Source organism: Sphingomonas sp. GW822-FHT03G08 (assembly GCF_058801135.1).
Genome location: NZ_JBXAMZ010000002.1, coordinates 69757 through 86613, shown reverse-complemented (window position 1 = coordinate 86613; position 16857 = coordinate 69757). Strand labels below are relative to the sequence as shown.

General features: G+C 69.2%; 11 protein-coding genes. 6 read left to right on the top strand and 5 right to left on the bottom strand.

The window, feature by feature from the left end:
- Window position 1: 1 nt before the first annotated feature.
- Window positions 2–745, top strand: a complete 744-nt coding sequence (locus AC1RJ5_RS17820) for a serine acetyltransferase (protein WP_493114830.1) — start codon at window positions 2–4, stop codon at window positions 743–745.
- Here AC1RJ5_RS17820 and AC1RJ5_RS17815 read toward each other — a convergent pair.
- Genes AC1RJ5_RS17815 through AC1RJ5_RS17795 form a run of 5 tightly spaced genes read right to left on the bottom strand, consistent with a single transcriptional unit; the run spans window position 721 to window position 9562 of the window.
- Window positions 721–5517, bottom strand: coding sequence for a beta strand repeat-containing protein (locus AC1RJ5_RS17815; protein WP_493114828.1), 4797 nt, complete (start codon window positions 5515–5517; stop codon window positions 721–723). The genes AC1RJ5_RS17820 and AC1RJ5_RS17815 overlap by 25 nt on opposite strands.
- A 13-nt stretch (window positions 5518–5530) precedes the next feature.
- A complete protein-coding gene (locus tag AC1RJ5_RS17810) occupies window positions 5531–6829 on the bottom strand; it encodes an outer membrane beta-barrel protein (RefSeq protein ID WP_493114826.1) in 1299 nt (432 codons plus the stop codon).
- A complete protein-coding gene (locus AC1RJ5_RS17805) occupies window positions 6826–7743 on the bottom strand; it encodes an endonuclease/exonuclease/phosphatase family protein (RefSeq protein ID WP_493114824.1) in 918 nt (305 codons plus the stop codon). The genes AC1RJ5_RS17810 and AC1RJ5_RS17805 overlap by 4 nt, the downstream gene beginning before the upstream one ends.
- Window positions 7740–8693 carry a glycosyltransferase family 2 protein gene (locus tag AC1RJ5_RS17800; RefSeq protein WP_493114822.1) on the bottom strand — a complete coding sequence of 318 codons (954 nt, stop codon included), beginning with the start codon at window positions 8691–8693 and terminating at the stop codon, window positions 7740–7742. The genes AC1RJ5_RS17805 and AC1RJ5_RS17800 overlap by 4 nt, the downstream gene beginning before the upstream one ends.
- Entirely contained in the window at window positions 8693–9562 is an 870-nt protein-coding gene (locus AC1RJ5_RS17795; RefSeq protein WP_493114820.1) for a glycosyltransferase family 2 protein, read from the bottom strand. The genes AC1RJ5_RS17800 and AC1RJ5_RS17795 overlap by 1 nt, the downstream gene beginning before the upstream one ends.
- 224 nt (window positions 9563–9786) lie before the next feature.
- Between AC1RJ5_RS17795 and AC1RJ5_RS17790 the strand changes: the two genes are divergently transcribed.
- The 5 genes from AC1RJ5_RS17790 to AC1RJ5_RS17770 are packed head-to-tail and all read left to right on the top strand — an operon-like array spanning window position 9787 to window position 16587.
- Window positions 9787–10548 carry a glycosyltransferase family 25 protein gene (locus AC1RJ5_RS17790; RefSeq protein WP_269572800.1) on the top strand — a complete coding sequence of 254 codons (762 nt, stop codon included), beginning with the start codon at window positions 9787–9789 and terminating at the stop codon, window positions 10546–10548.
- Window positions 10538–12019: a lipopolysaccharide biosynthesis protein gene (locus tag AC1RJ5_RS17785; protein WP_342249590.1), complete on the top strand. Its 1482-nt coding sequence runs from the start codon at window positions 10538–10540 to the stop codon at window positions 12017–12019. Before AC1RJ5_RS17790 ends, AC1RJ5_RS17785 begins: the two co-directional genes overlap by 11 nt.
- Window positions 12016–13017, top strand: coding sequence for a polysaccharide pyruvyl transferase family protein (locus AC1RJ5_RS17780; RefSeq protein ID WP_269572802.1), 1002 nt, complete (start codon window positions 12016–12018; stop codon window positions 13015–13017). Before AC1RJ5_RS17785 ends, AC1RJ5_RS17780 begins: the two co-directional genes overlap by 4 nt.
- 25 nt (window positions 13018–13042) lie before the next feature.
- Window positions 13043–15196 carry a type I secretion system permease/ATPase gene (locus AC1RJ5_RS17775; RefSeq protein ID WP_493114817.1) on the top strand — a complete coding sequence of 718 codons (2154 nt, stop codon included), beginning with the start codon at window positions 13043–13045 and terminating at the stop codon, window positions 15194–15196.
- Window positions 15193–16587 carry an HlyD family type I secretion periplasmic adaptor subunit gene (locus AC1RJ5_RS17770; RefSeq protein WP_493114815.1) on the top strand — a complete coding sequence of 465 codons (1395 nt, stop codon included), beginning with the start codon at window positions 15193–15195 and terminating at the stop codon, window positions 16585–16587. The genes AC1RJ5_RS17775 and AC1RJ5_RS17770 overlap by 4 nt, the downstream gene beginning before the upstream one ends.
- Window positions 16588–16857: the final 270 nt, after the last annotated feature.

The following is a 16857-nucleotide window of genomic DNA, read 5'->3' as shown; positions in this document are numbered from 1 at the left end:
CATGGCCACCGCAAGCTTCGCGCCCGATCCGGCGCCAGAGCTGACTCACGCTGACCCCTTGCCCGAAACCGGCAAGCCGCATCTGCGCGGCTGCCCGGTCAGCTTCGCCAAGCTGAAGGCGCTGCTCGCCGCCGACCTGTACCGCTATGCGGGCCGGGTCAGCACGGGCGCCTTCCTCAAGCATTATGCCTTCACCCCGGGCTATAAATACACGGTGCTGATGCGCACCGCCGGCTGGCTCAAGCTCAAGCCGGCCAAGGCGTTCGGCTTCTATCCGCTCGCCAAATGGCTGCTGCTGCGCGCCCGCTACAAATACGGCTTTGCCATCCCCGAATATATGGAGATCGGCCCGGGCCTGTTCCTCAACCGGTTCGGCGGCTTCTACTTCCATGGCGACACGGTGCTGGGCAGCAACGTCAACATCACCCACGGCGTGGTGCTTGGTTATATGAACCGCGGCGCCAAGCGCGGCGCGCCGGTGATCGGCGACCGCACCTTCCTGGGCTCGGGCGCCAAGGTGATCGGCGGCATCCAGGTCGGCGCGGAGGCTGCGATCGGCGCCAATGCGGTGGTGACCAAGGACGTGCCCGATCGCGGCGTGGTTGGCGGCATCCCCGCCAAGCTGCTATCGGACCAGGGCTCTGACGGTTACATCAACCGCCTGGCCCCGCCCGAACTGCTCGCGGCCTGCGAAGGCGCGCTGCATGGCTGGATCCAGGATCAGCCGAAGATGAAGTCGTTCTGATCCAGTGACGTTACGCCGCGCACCAGGATGGTGTCGGTGCCGCCGAGCTGGATCGTCACCCCGGCGCTGCTCGTGGCGAAGCGCAGCGCCTCATAGGCGATGTCGAAGGCGCTGAGGTCGATCCGGTCCGCCTCGGCGCCGCCGCGGGTGAAGTCGGTGATCTCGTCCTGGCCCGAACCGCGCGCGAAGACGAAGCGGTCGCTTCCGCCACCGCCGGTCAGCTTGTCGTTCCCGCCCTTGGCGCCGGCCGCCATGTTCATGGCGTCGCCGTAGAGCACGTCGTTGCCAAGCCCGCCGATCAGCGTATCCGCGCCGCCGACCCCGGTCGCGGTCATGCTCGTCCCGTCGCCGACCAGCACGTCATCGCCGTCGCCACCGTCGAGCGTGTCCTTCGCCGCCAGCGAGGACACCCATTCGCTGTCGCCGACCAGCATATCGTTGCCCGACCCACCGTAGAGACGGTCGGTCTGCTGGCCGCCATACAGCGTGTCTGCCCCGTCCTCGCCGTAGAGCAGGTCCTCATTCTTGCCGCCGTCCAGCCGGTCGGCGCCGAGCCCGCCCCAGAGCGTATCATTGCCGTCATCGCCCGACAGCGTGTCGGCACCATCGCCGCCGGTCAGCAGATTGGCCCCGGTGCTGCCGAGCAGCGTGTCGTCAAAAGCCGAGCCTTGCGCATTCTCGATGCTGGTCAGCTTGTCGCCGGTGGCATCGCCGCCGCTCGCGGTCTGGGTGCGCAGATTGACCAGCACCCCGCCAAGCGACCCGGCATATTCCACCGTGTCCGATCCCGCGCCGCCGTCGAGCAGATCGCCGCCCGAGCCGCCTCGCAGCACGTCCGCGCCATCTCCACCCGAGAGCCGGTCCTCGCCTCCGCCGCCGACCAGGAAATTGTCGAGCACATTGCCGGTCAGCGTCGCGCCGACCGTGCCGGTATAGACCAGTTCCTCGAGATTGGCGCCGAGAGTGTAGTTGCTTGCAGCGGTGCGGACCCGGTCGCGCCCTTCGCCCGCCGCCTCGATCACCTGATCGCCGGCCTCATAGACGATATAGAGATCATTGCCGGTGCCGCCGCGCAGCACGTCGTTGCCGGCGCCGCCGTCGAGCTGGTCGTCGCCCGCGCCACCGATCAGCACATCGTCGCCACCTCGGCCATAAAGCATGTCGCCGACCAGCGCATCGTCGCTGCCGGTGATGCTGTCGGCATAGTTGGAGCCGATCACGGTCTCGATGCTGACCAGCCGGTCACCCTCGGCCTCGCCGCCATGATTGATATTGGTGGCCAGGTTCACGGTGATCGCGGTCGACTTGGTATAGTCGACCTGGTCGCGCCCGGCGCCGCCATCGAGCAGGTCCGCACCCGCGCCGCCGACCAGCTTGTCGTCACCGTCGAGCCCGTAGAGCGCATCGTCGAGCGCCTTGCCGTAGATGCTGTTGCCCAGCGCGTTGCCGGTGCCGGTGAAACCGCCGCTTCCGGTATAGCTCAGGTCCTCGACGCCATCGGCCAGCGCCAGCGCGGACAGGCTGGTCCGCACGATGTCGGTGCCGCCCTCCTCCGCCTCGATGATCTGGTCACCGGCATTGTCGACCACATAGCTGTCGTCGCCCGCGCCGCCGATCATCACGTCCGCGCCTGCGCCGCCGTCGATCGTGTCGTTGCCGGCGCCACCCTCGAGCCGGTTGGCATTGGCGTCGCCGGTCAGCGTATCGGCAAGGCTGCTGCCGACCACCGCCTCGATCCCCGATATGCTGTCGCCCTGCGCATCGCCGCCCGACACGGCACCCGTCGCCAGGTTGACCTTCACCGCCGCGGCGCTGCCCGAATAGACCAGGGTATCGAACCCGCCGGCGCCATCGATCCGGTCGCCCCCCGCGCCGCCGATCAGGATCTGGTCGCCGCCATCGCCGATCAGCGTGTCCGCAAAACTGGTGCCGATGAAGCGCTCGACCCCGTCGAAGCGATCGCCCTCGGCATCGCCGCCGGTACTGGCACCGGTCTGCAGGTTGATCGAGATCGCGCTCGCATTGGCGCTGAAGTCGACCGTGTCCACGCCATCGCCGCCGATCAGCGTGTCCGCGCCGGCGCCGCCCTGGAGCAGGTCGTCACCGCCCCGCCCTTCGAGACGATCCGCACCCGCACCGCCATAGAGCGCCTCGGCGCCACTCGTCCCCGCCAGCACATCGTCGAAGCCCGAGCCGATCACCGACTCGATGCTCACCAGCCGATCGCCATCCGCCTGCACCGCCAGCGCGAGATCGACCTGCACCGCTGTCGCCGATCCCGCATAATCCGCCGTATCGAACCCGTCGCGCCCGTCGAGCAGGTCCGCGCCCGCGCCACCGGCCAGACGATTGGCACCGGCATCGCCATAGAGCGCATCGGCAAGGGCGGTGCCGACCAGATCCTCGATCGCCACCAGGGTCACGCCGCCCGAAGCCGTGCCCGCGGCAAGGTCCGCCGTCACGCCGCTCGCGCCGCTCGCAAAGTCCGCCGCGTCGGTGCCGGCCCCGCCATCGAGCCGATCCGCGCCGCCATTGCCGACCAGCCGGTCATTGCCCGCACCGCCCGACAGCGCATTGGCCGTGCCATCCCCGGTCAGCACGTCGCCAAAGCCCGAGCCGGCCAGATTCTCGATCCCCGACAGCACATCGCCCTGCGCGTCGCCGCCGCTGCCGGTGCCGCCCAGCGTCACGGTCACCGCCGCGCCGCTGGTCGAATAATCGGCGGTATCGATGCCCCCGCCGCCGGTCAGCCGATCCGCACCCGCACCGCCGACCAGCACATTGTCGAACGCATCGCCGCTCAGCACATCGTCGAACCCCGAGCCGACCAGCCGCTCGATCCCCGACAGCACATCCCCCTGCGCGTCCCCGCCGCTGCCGGTGCCCGCGACCAGATCGACCGTCACCGCCGCGCCGCTGCCCGAATAGTCCGCGCTGTCGAACCCAGCGCCGCCGATCAGCGTGTCCGCGCCTGCCCCGCCAACCAGCAGATCGTCACCGCCGCGCCCGTCGATCCGGTCATTGCCCGCGCCGCCGCCGAACCAGTCGGCGCCGTCGGTACCCGATAGCGTGTCGGCAAAGGCGGAGCCTTCCACCGCCTCGATCCCGATCAGCCGGTCGCCCGCCGCCTCGCCGCCGCTCGCCGCGCCATTGGCGAGGTCGACCGTCACGCCCGCGGCGCTGCTGCCATAATCCACCCGGTCGATCCCGGCGCCGCCATCGAGCAGGTCCGCGCCCGCGCCGCCATCGAGCAGATCGTCGCCCGCGCCGCCCGAAAGCCTGTCGTCGCCATTGCCTCCGAACAGCCGGTTCGCCCCCGCATCGCCGGCAAGCGCATCGGCAAGGGCCGATCCCTCGACATCCTCGAACCCGTCGAACAGGTCTCCCGTCGCATCGCCGCCGGCGGCCGTCAGCCGCGCCAGGTCGATCTGCACGCCAGCGGCGCTGCCCGCATAGCTGAGCAGGTCGCGCCCCGCGCCGCCGACCAATATGTCCGCGCCCGCCCCGCCGCTCAGCACATCGTCGCCGGCATTGCCGAGAAGCATGTCGTCGCCCGCGCCGCCGAGCAGCGCGTCCGCGCTCGCCGTGCCGCCGATCCTGTCGTCACCCGTGGTGCCCGCGGCCACCACCGCCTGCTGCCCGTTCAAGGTCAGCACCGATCCGGTGCCCTTCTTCGAGACCACCGTGCCCGCCCCGGTCGCGAGCGCATAGTCGTTCACCGTCAGCGCGCCGTTCTTCTCGGCCAGGTTGAACAGGGTCGGCGAGCCGGGATCGGAGAAGAACGCCCCGTCGATCGTCGCGCTGGCGCCTTCGGCCAGCCAGATATGCTCGCGATTGCCGCCAGGGGTGGAAGCGCCCGCATCGAGGCTGACGATGTTGCTCAGCACCGCCCCGTCGCCCCACAGCCGGATGTTCCGGCCATTGCCCGAGACGATCGCGCCATCGACCACGACATTGTCGCTCTTCAGGTCGAGCCCGCCATCGCTGTTGCCGGTGGCGATCACGTCGCGCAGCGTGATGTTGTAGGTGCCGCGCTCGGTCGCGAAGCCGTCGCCGTTGCGATAGTCGTTCACCGTGTCGAGCGCGTTGCGCATCGCGACATGGTCGATCACCACGTCATGCGCGGTGCCGTCGATATGCACGCCGATCGCGAAATTGTCGCCGTCCTGGAACTGGCTGTCGCCGCGCACATCCTCGATCAGCACGTTGCTGCTGTTGTACTGGACGCGGATCGCGCCCTTGGAAAACCCGTCCACCGCCACGTCGCGGATCGTCAGCCCGGTGATGCTGGCGCCGGCATTCGCGCCCGAGGCGATATTGTCGAAGAAGCGCATCACGTTGCGCGCCTCGACATGCTCGATCACCAGGTTGCTGAGGTCGCCGCCCACCCGGAAGCCGGTGCCGACATTCTCGAAGGCGATGTCGCTGAACCGCAGGTTGTTCGCCCCGCCCAGCAGCCGGAACACTTCCTCGCCGTCCGCACCCGCCGGGTCGAAGGGATCGGCCCGCGTCCCGACGATCGTCGCCGCCATCGCATTGCCGGCACTGTCGACGCCCCGGATCGTCACCGGCGCGCTCGCCGAGCCGCCCGCCACGATCGCCAATGCCTCGCTCGGCGCCGTATATGCGCCCTGGTCGGCCAGCATCAGCACCTGCCCGCCCGGTCCGGCCGCGGCGATCAGCTTCGGCAGGTCCTTCAGCGTCGCGGCGTTGGCAGCACTCGAGCCGTCGCCCGAACCGCTTCCGGTCGGCGAGATATACAGCGTCGGCATGGCAAGGGTCTCCTCATAGGCCCGAGAAGGTCACCCCCATTGAAATCCGGTTGTCGGTAAACCGGCGCCCCGCCGTTACACCCCAGCTTGCCTGGGTCCGCCGCTGCAGGTCGAGCCGCAGCGCCATCCGCTTGCTGACCAGGTACGAACCGCTGGCCCGCCAGGTCCAGCGATCGTCGCTCCGGTCGATATTGTTGAAGTCGCGCTTTTCCAGTTCGCCGCCCACGCCAAGGATGAGATTGCGCAGCAGCTCGTAATCCGCGCGCAGCGTCATGTTGGTCGCGAGATAGCCGGTCGCGCCGTTGACGCCGGTCTCGCGGATGCCGCGGTCGATCGTGCCGGTGATCGTCACCAGCGGCGTCAGGAAATAGGCAAGCTCGCCGCGCACCAGGAAGCCGGAGATGTCCTGGAACTGCGCCGGCTTGTAGTCCTGGCGGATATAGCCGAGCCGCAGCGCGCCGCGCGCCTTGCGCCCCAGCTCGAAGCTCGCACCGCCGGCCAGCTCGAAGCCCGAGGAATCGCGCGCCGGCACCGGCCCGGTCCGCTCGCGATAGTCGCGCTGGTTGACCGATCCGGCCACGAACAGCGCGATGCTCGGGCTCAGCGCATATTCGCCGATCGCCGTGCCGGTATAGGTCGTGTGATCGCGGAAATCCTGGTCGATCGCCGCGCCCGAAGGCGTGACGCTGTCGGCATAATTGCGGTTCTCGACATCGAACACGCCGCGCACCCGCAACCGGTTGAAGACATGGGTGTAGGTCGCCGTCCCCTCGCTCAGCGTGAAGCGGATCGGCCGAGTCGCCTGGGTCGGGGAATCGGGCGAGACGCGCTCCTGGCTGTAGCGCCCGTTGCGCAACGCCAGGTTGAACGTGTCCGACTTGCTGATCGTGTAGAGCGCGCTCGCGTTCACCGCATATTGCGTAGCATTCTCACTCGCCCGATTCGCATAGCGCAAAAGGTCGAGCTCGCCGTCCAGGCTCAGCTTGAGCGTCTGCGAGGGCCGCACCAGCGAGACTTTCGGCCGGATACGCAGATAGGCATCGCCGGTCCGGTCATCGGGCTGGGCATAGAGATTGTCGTCATAGCCGGCACCGATCGCCACGCGCGGCATCAGCTCGAGCGTGCCGACATGGATCGGCTCGGGCGTGTAATCCGGCCGCCGCCGCTCGAGCACGCCGACATTGCGGTCGCGCCCGAAAGGATTCTCGCTCGCCACCGAGCCGAGCCCGTCGGTCGCGTCCGATTGCTGGGCGAGCGCCGGCGTCGCCAGCGCACAGCCGCCGAGCAGCAGGGTCCAGGCCGCGCGCTTCACCGGCGCCCCAGCGTGACGAGCACCGGCCGGTGGTCCGATCCGGTCGCCGGCAGCTTCTCGGCCGAAACCAGCCCCCAGTCGGGCCCGGCATAGAGCTGGTCGATCGGCAGCACGGGAAGGGCGCGCGGCCAGCTCGGCAGCGCGCGGGTCATGCGGGTGAGCGGCGCGAAGCCTTGGTCTTGCGCATGCATCGCAGCGGCCCAGGGGGTGAGGTTCATGTCGCCTGCAACGATGAGCCCCTCGCGATCGATCCGTGCCAGCGCCTGCGCCATGTCGCGTATCCGCACCGCCTGGTCGCGCATGGTCGGATGCGGATAGTGGAGCGTCATCACGGTGAAGGGGCGCTGGTCGGGCCCGATGATCCGCGCCCAGGTCAGGGGCGGCCCGAATTTCCGCCCGGCTTCGTCCCGCAGCAGATAGCCGCTGTCGTCGATCGGCCAGCGCGAGAGGATCGCCATGCCGCAGCCCTTTGGACAATCGGTGCCATAAGGCAGTTTCTGGCGCAGTGCTGCCAGCATCGGCCGGAAATTGCCGTCCAGTTCCTGCAGCATCACCACATCGGGCCGGGCGTCGAGGATCGTCTGCGCGGTCTCGGCGGGATCGCTGTTCTTCACCCAGACATTGTGGCTGAGCACCCGCACCTGCTGCATGCCAGATCGCGCGCGCGGCACGTCGCGGGTCAACTCGGGCACCACGCGCAATGCTACCGGCGCCAGCCCGAGCAGTGCCGCCGCGACCGCCCACAGTCCCAGCCGCCGGCCCAGCGCGAGTCCGGTCAGGATCATCAGCCCGAACAGGGGCATGAAGGAAGCGACAGCGTCGAGCGTCGGCACGAAGGCGCCTGCGTAGGACACCCACGCCGCGAGGCTGCCCCCCGCGATCAGCAGGGCGCCCAGGATGCGGACCAGCCTCACGCGCGGGCAAGCAGCCGGTTACGCAGGGCATGGCCGGATTGCCGGAGCGGTGCCGGGATCAGCTTGGCGGCGAGCAGCAGCGCGGCGGTGCCGGCGCCTTCGGGCAGATAGACATCGCCCACCCGGATCGCGGTGCGCCCCGGATGCTTCATCGCATAGCGGGCGTAATGCGCGATCTCCTGGTTCACCAGCCGGCGCAGCAATGCCGCCTCGCGCGGCCCCGCTCCATCGATCAGTCCGCGCGCGGTATCGACGAGACAGGGCAGCCCCAGCGTCGTGGTCGACTTGCTCACCTTGTTCTCGGAGTCGCGGTGGAATACCGCGCTCACCCGCGGGTCGTAGCGCAGGCTACCGCGCGCCAGCACGCGCAGCCACAAATCCTTGTCGCCGCCGCGCACCGCCTTGCCCTCGGGAAACAACCCTGCGGCGAACAATGCGTCACGCCGGATCGCGATCGCCCCGGTCCACATCGGGCATTCGCGCACGGTCAGCCACGCATCGAGGAACCCCGCTAGGTCGAGCGTCACCGCCTGCGCGAGCGACGGCGCGATCCGCTGCTGCTGGCTGCGATCGGCAAAGACATGGTCGAACCGCGTCGCCACCGCCGACACCGTCGGATCGGCCGCAATCCCCTCGGCAAGCTGGGCGAGATGTTCGGGCGCCCAGAGATCATCGGCGTCTAGGAAGGCGATCCAGTCGCCCTCTGCCGCGCGGATGCCAAGGTTGCGCCCGGCATAGCCGCCCGGCCCCGGGATCGGCAGGTCGAGCAGCCGGATGCGCGGATCGTCGATCGCGGCGACCAGCGCCCGCCCGCCATCGGTCGAGCGGTTGTCGATCACCACGATCTCCTGGGGCGGCAGGCGCTGCGCCAGCACGCTGTCGATCGCGGCGCGGACATGGCCGGCCTTGTTGAAGAGCGGCATCACCACGGAGAAATTCGGGGACGTCATCAGTCGCGTGCTGCCTTTCGTCCCCCGGCGAGATGGAAGAATTCGCCCACCGCCACCCCGGCGAGCTCGATGGTCAGAAGCATCACCGCCAGCCGGCGGCGCAGCGACAGTTCACGCGAGACCGCCGCGCGTCGCAGCCGGCGGACCGTATCCACCGCGGTCACGCCCAGCACATGCGCCAGCCTGGGGCGCTTCGCCGTGCGATCCCAGCGCCCGCCGCTCAGCCGCTGCCGCTTGCGCACCAGCTCGGCCCGGTTCGCGCGCACCGGATGGCGCACCACCATCTCGGGTACATAGACCAGCGGGTAGCCGGCCTCGCGGATGCGCAGCGCCATCTGCCGGTCGCCGCCGGACTTGAGCGCGGCATCGAACCCGCCCAGCTGCTTCAATACCGCCGTCTCGCTCGCCCAGTTGGCGGTAGCGCAATTGCCGCGTGCCGCATGTGCCTGGGGGAAGCTGAACAGCCGCTCATAGTCGCCGAACACCTCGCGCTCCTGCGCGATCTCGTCGAACAGCTCGATCTTGCCAGCGAGCACGCCGAAGCCCGGATGGGCCGCCGCCGCGCGCAGCACCTGTTCGAGCCAGTCGGGCGCCGGCGTGCAATCGGCATCGGTAAAGGCGGTGATCGGCGCATCCACGCGCCCGATCCCCAAATTGCGCGCGACATAGGAGCCGGGCCGCGTCTCCGCGATTACCTCCACGCCCGCGAAGCCGCGCGCTATATCGGCGGTCGAATCGCTCGATCCATTGTCGACGACGATGATCTGATACGCGTCACGCGGGATGCTCTGCCTGGATAACGCCTCCAGGCAGCGGCCGATCACCGCTTCTCCGTTCCACACGGGTATGACGACAGCTACTTGAAACATAGATACGCCTGTTCAGTGCAGTCAGGCTTCAGACAGCCCGGCGCAGCGCCCGGGTCAACCGCATGTCGCACCTGCGAAGACGAGCTGCCCCTTTGTCCGGATGACCGGAGCCAAACCCGCCTTCGCGCCTCAAGATTTGCCCGCTACCAAGGATCGCGCCGGACGATTCAATGTTGTTGCACTGCATCATGCAGGTGGGAACATGAGCAGGAGGCGTGTGCTTAATGGGTGAGTCCCTGCCCGAACTGGGGGATGCCGCCGAAGTTCTGGTGGTGTCGCTCGAAACCGCTGAAACGCGTCGTGCGGCATTTGCCGCGCGGGCGACGAACACGTCGCTCGTCTGGCGCTTTTTCGATGCATGCACCGGCCCCGCGCCGGGCATGACCCTCGACGAACCCGCAATCCGCGCCAACAAGGGGCGCGCGATGAGCAAGGGCGAGATCGGCTGCTATGCCAGCCATTTCTCGATCTGGCTCGACATGGTGGTGCGCGGCGTGCCCCAGGCGATCGTGCTGGAAGACGATACCGTCGTCGACTGGGACTATCTGGAGCCGCTCGCCCGCACCGATCTGCGCGCGCAGGGCATCGACTATCTGCGCCTCTATGCAAAGCGCCCCACCTGGCAGCGCGTGGTGCGGCGCGATTTCCTCCAGCATTCGCGCACCATCGTCGAGCTTGTCGGGCCCGCCTATGGCACCCAGGGCTATGCGATCACGCTCGAGGGCGCGCGCCGCCTGGTCGAGCATTGCCGCATCGTCCGCCGCCCGGTCGATGACGAGATGGATCGCAGCTGGGCGCACGGTCTGCCCAACCTCGCGCTCTTTCCCGCGCCGATCCTCGAGGCGGCGGTGGTGTCGGACATCGGCGCCGCGCGCTTCGGCCCCAAGACCGATCCGCTCTATCATTCGCTGCGGCAGAAAATCTGGCGCCACGCCGAGCGCACCCGCATGCGCATGCTGAAAGCGAGGCGCCTGCTTGAACGCTGAGCTTCCCAACCGCTTCGACGACGGGCTGCGCGCCCGCAGCCGCAGCTCGATCGGCTGGACGATCACGCGCTTCCTGTCGGACCAGCTCTTCTCCTTCATCGTCTTCGTCATCCTCGCCCGCCTGCTCACGCGCGCGGACATCGGCGCGTTCGCGGTGATGGCGGTGACTGCCGAGGCGTTCCGGATCATCGCCACCGCCGGGCTCGTCCAGACGATCGCGCGACGCGCCGAGATCACGCCGCATTTCCTCGACACGATCTACCGCTCGCAGCAGGGCTTCTCCTTCCTCTCGGCCGCGCTGATCGTCGCGCTCGCCCAGCCGATCGCCGACCTGATGGGCGCACCGAACATCGCGCTGCCGCTCGCGGTGATGAGCCTGGTCCTGCCGATCTCCTCCTTCGGCGGCACCCATCTTGCGCTGCGCCTGCGCGAGTTCGGCCACAAGACCACGGCCCTGCGCTCGGTGGTCGGCGGGCTGATCGGCGGCACCTGCGCGGTGGTCGCCGCGTTCGCCGGGCTCGGCCTGTGGAGCCTGGTCATCCAGCGCCTCGTCACCGAGATCGCCGGCGCGATCCTCTCGCGCATGTCCTATGACTGGAAGCCAGGCTGGAAGTTCGACACCGCGATCCTGCGCGACAACCTCATGCTCAATGCCAGCCTGATCTACGTCCAGCTCATCTTCCTCGCGACCGTGCGCGTCCAGGAAATGGCGATCGGCGCGGGCATCGGCCTCGCCGCGGTCGGCGTCTATCGCACCGCCTGGCGCACGGTCGAGCTGATCGGCCGCGGCGCGATCCAGCCCTTCACCCAGGTCGCGGTGCAGACCCTCGCCCGCGTCAAGGACGAGCCGGCCGAGCTGCGCCAGGCCTATCGCTGGATGATCGCCCAGGCCTCGGCGATCTCCTTTCCGGCGCTGGTCGGCTTCGGCGCACTCGCCCCAGTCGCCATCCCCACCGTGTTCGGCGCGAAGTGGGACGAGGCCGGGCAGCTCGCCCAGATCTTCGCCTTCATGGCGGTGCCCTTCACGCTCAACTTCTTCGCCTCGCCGTCCTTGAGCGTACTCGGCGCCTCGCGCAGCCTGATGTCGCTGTCGACCACCCAGCTGGTGCTCGGCGTGATCCTGACGCTGGCTGCCCTGCCCTATGGCCTGCTGGCGGTCGCCGTCTCCTATGTCGGGCGCGCCTATCTCACCTTGCCGATGCAGATCCTGCTGCTGCGCCGCGCCTCGGGCATCCGCCCGGTCGACACATGGCGCGCGGTCGGTGCCCCGCTGATCGCCTCGACCGCGATGGGTGTCGCGCTCGCGGTCGCGATGCGGCTGCTCGACACGCATCTCTCGGGCTGGAGCGTGCTGCTCCTGCTCACCGGGCTCGGCGCGCTTTTCTACGGCGCCCTGCTTCTCGCCATCTCGCGGCCGTGGCGCGGCCGCCTCCTGTCCCTGTCCAGACGCCTCAGAAAGGGCCGGATATGACCACCAAGACTGCCGACCAGCTCGTCGGCGAACTCGCCCAGCGTTTTGCCCAGGTGCTCGACAGCGTGCTGCCCGCGGGCCGCATCGCGCTGGTCGATTTCCCCGATCACTCCAATGTCGGCGATTCCGCCATCTGGCTCGGCGAGATGGCCTATCTCAGGAAGCGCGGCCGCCTGCCCGTCTATTATTCGGCGATCACCGATTTCGACGATGCCGCCTGCCGCGCGGCGATCGGCGGCGGCCCGATCCTGATCCACGGCGGCGGCAATATGGGCACGCTCTGGCCGAAGCACGAAGCCTTCCGCCTGCATTTGCTGCGCACGCACCGTGGCCACCCGATCATCCAGATGCCTGAATCGATCCACTATGCCGATCCCGAGGCGGCGCGCGAGATGGCCGAGGCGATCCGCGCGCACGGCAAGTTCACCCTGCTGGTCCGCGACGCCCGCTCGCTTGCCTTTGCCCGCGAGCATTTCGATTGCCCGATCCATCTCTGCCCCGATGCCGCGCTGATGCTCGGCCGCCAGCAGCGCCAGCCCGCCACCTCGCCGGTCTTCGCGCTGCTCCGCACCGATCACGAGCGCGCCGCCGGCACCGACGAGCCGCTTCCCGCCGGCGTGGTCGCCGATGACTGGCTGATCGAGGATCCCGCCCAGAAGCGCCACCTGCGCCTGTCGCTCAAGCTCAACCGGCTGCTCAACCGCGATCCGATGTCGCAGCGCGCCACCCGCCAGCGCCGCCTCGCCGAATGGCGCCTGCAGCGCGGCCTCGCGATGCTGTCCACCGGCGAGATCGTCGTCACCGATCGGCTGCACGCCCATATCCTGTCGCTGCTGCTCGATATCCCGCACGTGCTGCTCGACAACAGCTACGGCAAGGTCGCGGGCTTCGCCGACCAGTGGACCGGCGACTATTCCGGCCTGCTCCGTGCCACCAGCCGGCCCCAGGGCTTCGCCACCGCGCTCGCCTGCCGAACCCCGCAGATCGTCAACGGCTAGGAGCCCCAACGAGAGGAGGCGCACCGTGCAGCAGGACCTGAGCTTCGAGCCGTCCAGCCCCGCGCCGGACAACGCGCTGGCCGCCTTCGCCCTGATCCTCGCCATGCACCGCGTCGCCGTGGACCCGGCCGAGCTGCGCCACGATCTCGGCCACGGTGACCCCGTCACCACGCCCGACCTGCTCCGCCTGGCCAAGCGGATCGACGGCGTCCGCGCCCGCGCGACCAGAGCCGATTTCGAGCGCCTCCGCCGCCTGCCGATGCCGGTGCTGGCCAGCGGTCCGCAGGGCTGGTTCGTGATCGGCCGGGTCGGCGAGGATGCCGCCGCCGTCCAGCGCCCCGGCGAGCCGATCGCCCGCTGGGACCGTACCGCGCTCGACGCCAACTGGTCGGGCGAACTGCTGCTCGTCACCACCCGCGAGTCCGCTCAGGTCGCCGCGCCCGCCTTCGACATGACCTGGTTCATCCCCCAGATCGTCAGATACCGGCGGCTGATCGGCGAAGTGCTGCTGATCACCCTCGCGCTCAACCTGCTCGGCCTCGCCGCCCCGCTCTTCTTCCAGAACGTCGTCGACAAGGTCCTCGCCCACAACAGCCTCGCCACCCTCCAGGTGCTGGCGATCGGGCTGGTGCTGGTCTCGCTCTGGGAAGTCGCGTTCGGCTGGCTGCGCACCCGCCTCTATTCGGAGACCAGCCAAAAACTGGATGTCGAGCTGGGCAGCCGGTTGTTCCGCCACCTGCTCCGCCTCCCCCTAGCCTGGTTCGAGAACCGCCGGGTCGGCGACACCGTCACCCGCGTCCGCGAGCTCGAGACGGTGCGCGAGTTCATGACCAGCGCCTCGCTCACCGTGCTGGTCGATCCGCTGTTCACGATCGTCTTCCTGATCGCGATGTGGCTCTACTCGCCGATCCTGTTCGTCATCGTCGCACTGACGCTGCCCGCCTATGTGATCGTCTCGCTGGTCGTCACGGGCCCGCTGCGCCGCCGCCTCGACGAGAAGTTCGCCCGCGGCGCCGCCAACAACGCGCTGCTCGTCGAGAGCGTCTCGGGCATGCAGACGCTCAAGTCCGCCGCGGTCGAGCCGCTCTGGCAGGATCGCTGGGAGCGCCAGCTCGCCGCCTACAGCGCCGCCAACCAGCGCGTCATCAACCTCGGCAATTCGGGCAGCCAGGCGGTCCAGTTGATCTCGAAGCTCAGCCTCGCCGCGATCCTGTTCTTCGGTGCGCAGCAGGTGATCGCCGGTGCGCTCACCGTCGGCGGGCTGGTCGCGTTCAACATGTTCGCCCAGCGCGTCTCCGGCCCGGTGATCCGCATGGCGCAGCTCTGGCAGGACTTCCAGCAGGTCCGCCTCTCGATCCAGCGGATGGGCGACATCCTCAACGCCGGCCCGGAGCCCGGCGCCGGCTCCCGCGCCGCGCTCCCGGCGCTCCACGGCCACATCCATTTCGAGAATGTCCGCTTCCGCTACGCCGCCGACGGCCCCTGGACGCTCGACGACATCAATCTCGACCTGCCCGCCGGCGCCACGCTCGGCATCGCCGGCGCCTCGGGCTCGGGCAAGTCGACGCTGACCAAATTGCTCCAGCGCCTCTATCTCCCCGCAAGCGGCCGCGTGCTGATCGACGGTGTCGACCTGGCCCAGATCGATCCCGCCTGGCTCCGCCGCCAGATCGGCGTGGTGCTGCAGGAGAATGTCCTGTTCAACCGCTCGATCCGCGACAATATCGCGCTCGCCGACCCCGCCCTGCCGATCGAGCGGGTGATGACCGCCGCGCGGCTGGCCGGCGCGCACGACTTCATCCTCTCCCTCCCGCAGGGATACGACACGATCGTAGAGGAGCGCGGCGTCAACTTCTCCGGCGGCCAGCGCCAGCGCCTCGCCATCGCTCGCGCGCTGATCGCCAACCCGCGCATCCTGATCCTCGACGAAGCCACTTCTGCGCTCGATGCCGAGAGCGAGGAGATCGTCCAGCGCAACCTCAAGGCGATTGCCGCCGGCCGTACCGTCCTCATCATCGCCCACCGCCTCTCCGCGATCCGCCAGTGCGATCGCATCCTGACGCTCGACAAGGGCCGCATCGTTGAGAGCGGCACGCATGACGAACTGCTCCGCCTCGACGGCCGCTACGCCGCGCTCCACCACCGCCAGATCGGCGTGCAGGCGGGAGCCGCCGCATGAACGCGATCACCCATCACTGGACCGCGATCCGCGACGCACTCGACAATGAGCGTGCCCGCGCCCGCACCGCGATGCGCACCGAGGAGACCGATTTCCTCCCCGCCGCGCTCGAAGTGGTCGAGCGCCCGGTCTCGCCTACCGCGCGGATCACCGCCTGGGTGCTGCTCGGCCTGCTCGTGGTCGCGCTGCTGTGGCTGTTCCTCGGTCGCGTCGATGTCGTCGCTTCCGCCCCCGGCCGCCTCGTCCCCGCCGACGACGTCAAGCTGATCCAGCCCGGAGCCGGTGGCGTGGTCCGCGCCATCCTGGTCCGCGACGGCCAGCAGATCCGTGCCGGCCAGCCTTTGGTCGAGCTCGATCCCACTGTCTCCGATGCCGATGCCGCCCAGGCCGGCAAGGCGCTGGAAGCCGCCGAGCTCGACGCCGCCCGGCTGCGCGCGATCCTCTCCGGGCTCGACGGACAAGGCCTGCGCTTCACCCCGCCCGCCGGCACCACCGCCGAAGTCGCCGCCACCCAGGTCGCGCTCGCCCGCGCCCAGCTCGCCGAGATCCAGGCCGGCACCCAGACCCGCGCCGCCGATACGGAAGCCGCCCGCGCCGCCCGGGCCGAGGCGCAGATCCAGGCCGCCAAGCTCGGCGAGACCCTGCCCCTGCTCGACGAGCAGATCGAGGCGAACGAGAAGTTGCTCGAGAAGGGCTATGTCTCGAAGCTCAAGGTCATCGAGATGCGCCGCCAGCGCCTCGCCGCCGCGCGCGACCGCGACGCCGCGCTAGCCACCGCGCGCAAGGCACAGGCGCAGATCGCAGTGGCCGGCGGCAATTCCAGCCAGTCCGCCGCCGAGGCGCGCGCCCGGATCCTCGCCGATCTCGCCAAGGCGGAGAGCGACGCCCGGCTGCGCAAGGAGGAGCTGACCAAGGCGACGAAGCGCTCCAGCCTCCAGCGCCTGGTCAGCCCGGTCGATGGCACCGTCACCCAGCTTGCCGTCCACACGGTCGGCGGCGTGGTCGAGGCGGCCAAGCCGATCATGGTGATCGTGCCGGCCCGCGGGAAGCTGGTCGCCGAAGTGGCGATCGCCAACAAGGATGTCGGCTTCGTCACCGCCGGCCAGCCGGTCGCGCTCAAGGTCGAGGCCTTCCCCTTCACCCGCTATGGCGCGGTACCCGCCAGGCTCGAGCAGATCAGCTCGGACGCGGTGCAGGACGAGAAACAGGGCTTGATCTACACCGCCCGCATCGCGCTCGACCGCGCGACGATCCAGCGCGACGGCGCCAGCGTGAAGCTCACCCCCGGCATGGCGGTAACCGCCGACATCCGCACCGGCCGCCGCTCGCTGGCGTCCTATCTGCTGAGCCCGATCGACGAGATCCGCACCACTGCGGGACGGGAGCGGTAGGGCTTACCCTAGTTCCCAACCTTCACTCGTCATCCCCGCGAAGGCGGGGATCCAGAGTCACAAGGGACGCCGCTCTGCCACCCTGGATCCCCGCCTTCGCGGGGATGACGAAGGGTTAGAACAAGGCTCTTCCCCCCAATCGTCATCCCGGCGAAAGCCGGGATCTCAGGCGAAGGCGCGGGGAAAGAGCCGCACGAGATCCCGGCTTTCGCCGGGATGACGGCTAGATGCCGCGAAGTTTGAGAATGTTGGCGAGTCGCACCGCCCCTC